Genomic DNA, 7,859 nt, shown 5'->3' with positions numbered 1-7,859 from the left:
GCGATGAACAGTCCGGTCGTTTTCAGAATCAAGATCAGTAGCTCCACAGTTGATAGACCTTACGAAGACGTTGCTAGCGGTGCCTGCTCGATCAATCGCAGCGGCCGGAACTTGCCCTGCTCGACGTGTTTGTTCTGCCGCCAGATGTAGTCGCCGGTCAGGTTGATGTGCTCCCAGCCCAGCGGCGAGAGATGTGGCAGCAGTCTCTCGTCGATGTCCTTGCCCGAGTCCCGCAGCCCCTGGATGGCCCGCTCCAGGTAGACGGTGTTCCACAGGACGATCGCCGCCACCACCAGGTTGAGGCCGCTGGCGCGGTAGCGCTGGTTCTCGAAACTGCGGTCGCGGATTTCGCCGAGCCGGTTCAGGAACACGGCGCGGGCCAGCGCGTTCTTGGCCTCCCCCTTGTTCAAACCGATCTGCACGCGGCGGCGCAGCTCGACGTTCTGCATCCAGTCGAGCGCGAACAGCGTGCGCTCGATTCGCCCAAGCTCGCGCAAGGCCACGGCCAAGCCGTTCTGTCGCGGGTAGCTGCCGAGCTTCCTGAGCATCAGCGAGGCCGTCACCGTGCCCTGCTTGATCGAGGCGGCCAGGCGCAGGATTTCGTCCCAATGGGCGCGAATGTGCTTCACGTTGACGCTGCCGCCGATCAGGCCGGCGAGCGTCGGGTACTGCTTGGCGTCGCCGTGGATGTACAGGCGCTTGTCGGTCAGGTCGCGGATGCGCGGCGCAAAGCGGAAGCCCAGCAGGTGCATCAGCGCGAACAGGTGATCGGTGAAGCCGGCCGTGTCGGTGTAATGCTCCTCGATGCGCAGGTCGGATTCGTGGTACAGCAGTCCGTCCAGGACGTGGGTGGCGTCGCGCACCGTGGCGTTGATGACCTTGGTGTGGAACGGCGCGTACTGGTCCGAAATGTGGGTGTAGAACTGCACGCCCGGTTCCTGGCCGTACTTCAGGTTCACCTGGCCGGCGGCGTGGCCCCGACCGCCGGCCTTGAAGTTCTGGCCGTCCGACGACGACGTGGTGCCATCGCCCCAATAGGCGGCGAACGGCTGACGGAACTGCGCGTTGACCAGCTCGGCCAGCCCGGCCGAATAGGTCTCGTCGCGGATGTGCCACGCCTGCAACCAGGTCAGCTTGGCATAGGTCACGCCCGGGCAGGATTCGGCCATCTTGGAGAGCCCCAGGTTGATGGCGTCGGCCAGGATGGTCGTCAGCAGCAGGTGTTGATCTTCGGCCGCCGCGTCGCTCTTGAGGTGCTTGAAGTGGCGGCTGAACCCCGTCCAGCCATCGACTTCCAGCAGCAGCTCGGTGATCTTCAGGTGCGGCAGCGGGCTGTACGCCTGTTGCATCAGCGCCTCGGCCTCGTCGGGCACGCCGTTGTCCAGCGGCGAAATCCTGAGCCGGCCGGTACTGGTGATGGCGGCGTCGGGCAGCTCGTTGGCGGCGGCCAGCCGCTCCACCGTCGCCAGTTGCTCTTGCAGCACCGTGAGGCGCGCCTCCAGGAAGCGCTCGCAGTCGGTTTCGACGGCCAGGCCCAATTCCCGCTGATCGCGCTGCGCGGCGAAACGCGGTGGCGGCAACAGGTAGTCCTCGAAGTCCTTGAACTGGCGCGAGCCCTGCACCCAGATGTCGCCGGAGCGCAGCGAGTTTTTCAGCTCGGACAGCACGCACAGCTCGTAGAAGCGCCGATCCAACCCGTCTTCGTTGCGCACCAGGCTTTCCCAGCGCTTGCGCACGAACGACGTGGGCGCATCGTCCGGCACTTTGCGCGCCTGGCGCTCGTTCATCCCTTTGAGCACATCGACGGCGGCGAGCAGCTCGCGTGCCGCCGGCGCGGCCTTCATGGTCAGCGCTTCCAGCAGGGCCGGCGTGTAGCGCCGGAGCTGGTTGAAGCCGTCGCCGACCAGCGCGAGGAAGTCGAAACCTTCCGGCTGGGCCAGCAGCTCGGCCTCGGTGATGCTCTCGGTGAACACCTCCCACGGGATGATGGCCTCGATGGCGGCGAACGGATCGCCGCCCGACTGCTTGGCTTCCAGCAGGGCGCGGCCGATGCGCGAGTAGAGCCGCACCTTGTCGTTGATCGCCTTGCCGGACTGCTGGAAGCGGTCGGCGTGGTTGCGCTTGGCCTTGCTGAACAGCGCGCCCATGAAACGGTCGTGCAGGTCGATGATCTCGTCGATCAGGGTGGCGCGGGTATCGAGGATCACCGCGGACAGGGTCGCATAGCGGCGGCTCGGCTCCAGGTCGCGCAGGTGCTGGGCCGTCATCTGTCCTCCTTCGCGGGCGAGCTTCAGCAGGCGGTTTTGGTGGACGGTGTGCTCCAGCCCATCCGGCAACGCCAGGTCACGGAGGGTCTTCAGCCGCTCCAGGTGGGCCAGCACATGCTTGGGCTTGGGCGGGCCGGGCGGCTGGCGCAGCCAGATTAGCCCGCTGCCCTTGGTGCCCTCGCGGATCGCCAGCAGACCGTCGAGCGCACGGCGATGGTGATCGGCCAGCGGCGCGGTCAGCGCCGCGTACACCTGGCGCGTACCGCGCGTGAGCGCCTCGCTACATACACGCTCGATGACATCGATGGCCGGCAGGATGATACGTTGCTGCCGCAGCAGCTCGACCAGCGCCTCGGCCAGCACGATACCCCGGTCGGTCTGCTGGGCCAGCTCGGCGAGCTGGTGGACGAAGCGCCGGTAGTCGGCGGCCGCGAACGGCGTCAGCTTCAGCCACGCCTGCAATTCCAGCAGGTGCTCGCGCCGGGTTTCCGGCCGCTGCGCGTACTGCGGCCAGATGTCCGGCGCGATGCGCAACTGGCGGCCGACGATATTCAGCAGGGATGCGGGCGGTTCCGCGTCGGTCGGCAGGGCGAAGCCGGGATAGCGCAGGTAGCACAACTGCACCGCGAAACCGAGCCGGTTGTGGTTGCCGCGCCGTTGGCGGATCACTGACAGGTCGGGTTCGGAGAAGGTGTAATGCCGGATGAGGTCGTCGTCAGTGGTCGGAAAGGCAAGCAGGCCGGTGCGCTCGGCGGGCGTCAGCAAGCTGCGGCGCGGCATGGTCAGTCATCCGTTCTCAGGTATTGGTACAGGGTTTCGCGGCTGATGCCGAATTCGCGGGCGAGCTTGGCTTTCTGCTCGCCGGCGGCGGCCCGCCGGCGCAGCTCGGCCACCCGCTCCGGCGACAGCGCCTTCTTGCGGCCCCGGTAGGCCCCGCGCTGCTTGGCGAGCGCGATGCCTTCGCGCTGCCGCTCGCGGATAAGGGCGCGCTCGAACTCGGCGAACGCGCCCATCACCGACAGCATCAGGTTCGCCATCGGCGAGTCCTCGCCGGTGAAGGTCAGGCTTTCCTTGACGAATTCGATGCGCACGCCGCGCTGGGTGAGCTTCTGCACTAGACGGCGCAGGTCGTCGAGGTTGCGCGCCAGGCGGTCCATGCTGTGCACCACCACCGTGTCGCCCTCGCGCACGAAGGCGAGCAACCGTTCTAGCTCGGGGCGCTGGGTGTCCTTGCCCGATGCCTTGTCGGTGAACAGCCTGTCCACCGGCACATGCTCAAGCTGGCGTTCCGGGTTCTGGTCGAAGCTGCTGACGCGGACGTAGCCGATGCGCTGACCGTGCAAAGGGTCCTCCTGAGGGGAATGTGTCAGGAAGAAATCTATGACTCTTGACGGTGCGTGTCAATCAATTCTGAAGGCGACTCTATTCTGACGCTTTCGCGCCGGATGGTCTGACGCCATGTTAGGGTATAGCTTAACCGGACACATCGGCCTCTGTGCCTCTACTGCTTTTCGGTACAACCGTCAAGAACAGGCAGAGCGCTCCGATAGTTATCGCCACATCAGCGAGGTTGAAGGCGGGCCAGTGCACAAGCTGCCAATGGAAGTCGAGGAAATCGACAACCGATCCACGCAGCACACGATCCACGACATTGCCGAGCGCACCACCAAGGATCAGGCTGTAGCCCACCGCTTCAAGGCGTGGCCGCTGCTGGCACAGCATGCGGCCCAGCCAAGCAGAAACGACCAGACCCAGCGCCATGAGAAAGTAACGTTGCCAGCCGCCAGCGTTCGCCAGAAAGCTGAATGCCGCGCCGGGATTCAGGACATGGACAATGTTGAAGAAGGTGCTGACTTCGACCTGTTCACCGTAGGCAAACGTGCGGGTGATGGCGAACTTTGCGAGCTGATCTGTCATGACAGAACTGGCGGCCACTGCGAACCAGACCCAAGTCGATGTGCGGCGAGCCGATTGCCACACAGGGGCGGCCAGCGGCATCAGCCACCCGGCGAGCGCCGTGCAGCTCAATCCAAGTACCCACCCCGCCAGCACATCGGCAGGAAAGTGCATTCCGGCTGCGATGCGTGACCAACCGACCAATGCGGCGTACAACACCAAGCCGATGCGGCCACGACGGCCTATCAAAGGCCAGAGCGCGCCGACCACCAGCGCGGCATAGGTGGCATGCCCGCTGGGCAGGCTGTAGTGTCGTTCGATGCCCCCGATAACGCGCACCATGTCGCCAAAAACGGCAGGCGGGCGTGGAAAGTCGATCCATAGCTTCAAGATGGTGGCGACGAGAAATGCCAACGCAAAGGCCACGCTAAAGACTCTGAGTCTGTACCGGATGGCATCGGCCCGCGTTGGGTCAGGTGCCGACTTTGACCATCCCCACATCGCCAAGAGCATCAGTGGTGCAGTCCAGTAGTTGCCTATCACAAGGTTGAAGAACGATACCGGCGGTTCCAGCGCTGCAGGTGTGCTCATGTTGATGGCTTGGAACAACGCGATGTTTAGACCACCCCAGTCGTAGAGAAAGAATTTCCAGCTCATTTGCGCAACAGCCTCAAGCCATTGCCAACGACGAGCAAGCTGGCCCCCATATCAGCAAACACCGCCATCCACATGGTCGCTTGACCCGTGAAGGTCAGCACCAGAAATACTGCCTTGATGCCAAGGGCCAGCACAATGTTTTGCATCAGCACCTGCGCCGTCGCACGCGACAGGCGCACGAAGGTCGGAATCTTGCCCAGGTTGTCGTCCATCAGGGCCACGTCAGCGGTCTCGATGGCGGTATCGGTGCCAGCCGCTCCCATGGCAAAGCCGATGTCCGCACGCGCCAAGGCCGGGGCATCGTTGATGCCATCACCGACCATGCCGACCTTGCCCTTTATGGCCAGTAGCTCAACTTCGCGCAGTTTGTCGTCTGGGAGCAGATTGCCTTGCGCACTGTCGATCCCGGCTTGTGCGGCAATGGCCTGTGCCGTGTGGGGGTTGTCGCCGGTCAGCATCATGGTGTTGATGCCCAGTGCATGAAGCTCGGCAATGGCGCTCCTGCTGCTTTCCTTGATGGTGTCCGCTACGGCAAATAAGGCATGAACCCCTTTTGCGCTGACCAACATCACGACAGTTTTACCCATGGTTTCCAGCGCCGCGATGCGCTGTTCCAGTTCTGGTGTGCATTGCCCCAGCGCTTCGAGCATCCGCTGGTTGCCAAGATGGTAGGTCTCACCGTTGATTTGGCCTTGCACGCCCCGACCGGGCAGCGCGCTGAACTCGGCTACGTCGAGTAAGGCAACCCCATCCGTCTGCGCGGCTTGTGCCACCGCTTTGGATACAGGGTGGTCGGAACGAGCCGCCAGACTGGCAGCGATGCTGCGGCTGTTTGCGGCGAGTGCATTGCCCCAAGTGACAAAATCGGTCTGTGCGGGCTTGCCGTGCGTGATCGTGCCGGTCTTGTCCAGAGCCAGCCAGCGCAGCTTGCGGCCTTCTTCCAGATAGACGCCGCCCTTGATGAGAATGCCGTGGCGGGCGGCAGCGGCCAGGCCGCTGACGATGCTGACCGGCGTAGAGATCACCAGTGCGCACGGGCAGGCGACCACCAGCAGAACCAATGCACGGTAAATCCAGTCGAGCCATGCCGCACCCATGAACAGCGGTGGCAACAACGCGACGGCGATGGCAACACCGAAAACAATGGGCGTGTACCAGCGGGCGAACTGATCGACAAAGCGCTGAGTCGGCGCACGGCTTCCTTGGGCAGCCTCTACCGCGTGAATGATGCGGGCCAATGTGGAGTTGCTGGCCACGGCGGTGACGCGGTACTCGAATGAACCGGATTCGTTGATCGTGCCCGCAAACACCGGATCACCGGGGGATTTCTCGACCGGAAGGCTTTCACCCGTGATCGGGGCTTGGTTGACGGCAGAGCGGCCTTCCAGCACCTCACCATCCAGGGCGATGCGCTCACCTGGCTTGACCCGGACGCGGCTACCGATGGCAATTTGCTTTGCACCCACCTCGCGCCATGTGCCGTCAGCCTGCTGCACCGTGGCCTGTTCCGGGGTCAGGTCGAGCAGGCCACGGATGGCATTGCGGGCGCGATCCAGCGACTTGGCTTCGATCACCTCGGCCAGCGCGAAAAGCACCATCACCATTGCCGCCTCGGGCCAGTGCCCGATCAACATGGCACCCGTGACGGCAATCGACATCAGGGCGTTCATGTTGAGATTACGGTTCTTGAGCGCAATCCAACCTTTCTTGTAGGTGGACAGACCGCCGGTGAAGACCGCGACGAGCGCCAGAACGACGACCGACCAATGATTGCCGTTGTGGAGCCAGTAGACCGCCTCGGCCGCCGATGCAGTTACAAAGGAGATGCCCAGCGGCCACCAGTTGGTCGGCGTGGTCACAAGGGATGCGGATGGCGATGCGGCCTCTGCGGTGTCCAACACCTGCGCCTCGAATCCAAGCGCTTGCAGTGCCGCGAGCACGTCCGGCAGAACCTGGTCCGCATGGCGTACCGACAGCGTGCGCTGCATCAGGTTGAAATCGAGATCGGCAACTCCGGCCATGGTACCGAGCTTGTTGCGGATCAACGTCTCTTCGGTCGGGCAATCCATTTTGGTAATGGACAGCTTGGTCGTTTGCCCGGTCGATGCCTGATCCATGCGCACGGCTTGCATGCCGATGGCGGTTAGCGCCTGCTCAACGGGAAACAACGAAGGCAGTTCGTGCCGAACGGCCAAAGTACGCTGCATCAGGTTGAACTCAAGACCAACCACCCCCGCCAGCCCGACCAGCTTGCCTCGGATCAGCGCCTCTTCCGTGGGGCAGTCCATGTTCTCGATGCGATACACCGCTTGAGCCGATCCGGTTGTCGCTGGGGCTTGTGTCGTGGGTTGGATGATCGGCCCAGCCGAGCAGCCACACGCCGTGGAAGCGCATTCGCTCATAAATAACTCCTTCAAATCTATACAACTTCCATTACAAACCCTATAGTTACTATAGAGTCAAGTGAAATAAAGGAGATTGATGCATGGAAATCAGAATTGGCGACCTCGCCAAGCGCTCTGGATGCGAGGTTGTGACCATCCGCTACTACGAGAAGGAAGGGCTACTGCCGAAGCCAGCGCGAAGCGGTGGCAACTTCCGGCTGTACGGTGAGGCGCACATTGAGCGCTTGCAATTCATCCGTCATTGCCGTTCGCTCGACATGACGTTGAGCGAGATTCGCGCATTGCTGGGTCTGCGAGACAACCCGATGCAGGACTGTGGGGAGGTCAACACGCTGCTGGAGGCCCATATTCAACAGGTGGAAATGCGTGTGTCCGCGCTGTTGCAGTTAAAGCGGCACTTGGTTGATTTGCGCGAGAAGTGTTCTGGCTCTCGATCTGTAGAGGCGTGCGGCATTTTGCAAGGGTTGGGCAATTGCAATTGCCATGGTGAAAGTGCCACGAAAAGTCAAACATCTGGGTAAGTAAGGGCTTAGCGTGCTTTATTTTCCGTTTTCTGACCCGACTTTGACACCAGCGAGTAACACGCCCCGTCGCAAGGCGCACGGCGCATGGCCTCCGGCCGAGCGCCGGAAAC

Annotated in this window: 5 protein-coding genes; 1 reads left to right on the top strand and 4 read right to left on the bottom strand. The window is 62.9% G+C overall.

Translation table 11 applies throughout. The features are described 5' to 3' along the window. Positions 1-59: 59 nt before the first annotated feature. The 4 genes from ACMV5O_RS21025 to ACMV5O_RS21010 all read right to left on the bottom strand — a co-directional run bounded on the left by ACMV5O_RS21025 (position 60) and on the right by ACMV5O_RS21010 (position 7,222). A complete protein-coding gene (locus ACMV5O_RS21025) occupies positions 60-3,047 on the bottom strand; it encodes a Tn3 family transposase (protein WP_008063270.1) in 2,988 nt (995 codons plus the stop codon). 2 nt (positions 3,048-3,049) lie between these two features. Further along, complete coding sequence (locus ACMV5O_RS21020; RefSeq protein ID WP_008063271.1) at positions 3,050-3,610, bottom strand: recombinase family protein; 561 nt, start codon at positions 3,608-3,610, stop codon at positions 3,050-3,052. A gap of 130 nt (positions 3,611-3,740) precedes the next feature. After that, positions 3,741-4,820 (bottom strand): signal peptidase II, encoded by a 1,080-nt coding sequence (gene lspA, locus ACMV5O_RS21015; protein WP_008063278.1) that lies wholly within the window; start codon positions 4,818-4,820, stop codon positions 3,741-3,743. Continuing rightward, positions 4,817-7,222, bottom strand: a complete 2,406-nt coding sequence (locus ACMV5O_RS21010; RefSeq protein ID WP_008063280.1) for a heavy metal translocating P-type ATPase — start codon at positions 7,220-7,222, stop codon at positions 4,817-4,819. The genes lspA and ACMV5O_RS21010 overlap by 4 nt, the downstream gene beginning before the upstream one ends. A gap of 83 nt (positions 7,223-7,305) precedes the next feature. Here ACMV5O_RS21010 and cadR point away from each other — a divergent pair, with 83 nt between their 5' ends. Beyond that, positions 7,306-7,746: a Cd(II)/Pb(II)-responsive transcriptional regulator gene (cadR, locus tag ACMV5O_RS21005; protein WP_008063281.1), complete on the top strand. Its 441-nt coding sequence runs from the start codon at positions 7,306-7,308 to the stop codon at positions 7,744-7,746. Positions 7,747-7,859 lie beyond the last annotated feature (113 nt).

This window comes from Thauera sp. WH-1, from assembly GCF_047806685.1.
Classification (GTDB): domain Bacteria; phylum Pseudomonadota; class Gammaproteobacteria; order Burkholderiales; family Rhodocyclaceae; genus Thauera.
This window is presented reverse-complemented; position numbering and strand designations above follow the sequence as displayed.

Bases quoted from the DNA above. Each gene is read 5' to 3' on its own strand.
- ACMV5O_RS21025 (WP_008063270.1), bottom strand. From the start codon at position 3,047: ATGCCGCGCCGCAGCTTGCTGACGCCCGCCGAGCGCACCGGCCTGCTT.
- lspA (WP_008063278.1), bottom strand. From the start codon at position 4,820: ATGAGCTGGAAATTCTTTCTCTACGACTGGGGTGGTCTAAACATCGCG.
- ACMV5O_RS21010 (WP_008063280.1), bottom strand. From the start codon at position 7,222: ATGAGCGAATGCGCTTCCACGGCGTGTGGCTGCTCGGCTGGGCCGATC.
- cadR (WP_008063281.1), top strand. From the start codon at position 7,306: ATGGAAATCAGAATTGGCGACCTCGCCAAGCGCTCTGGATGCGAGGTT.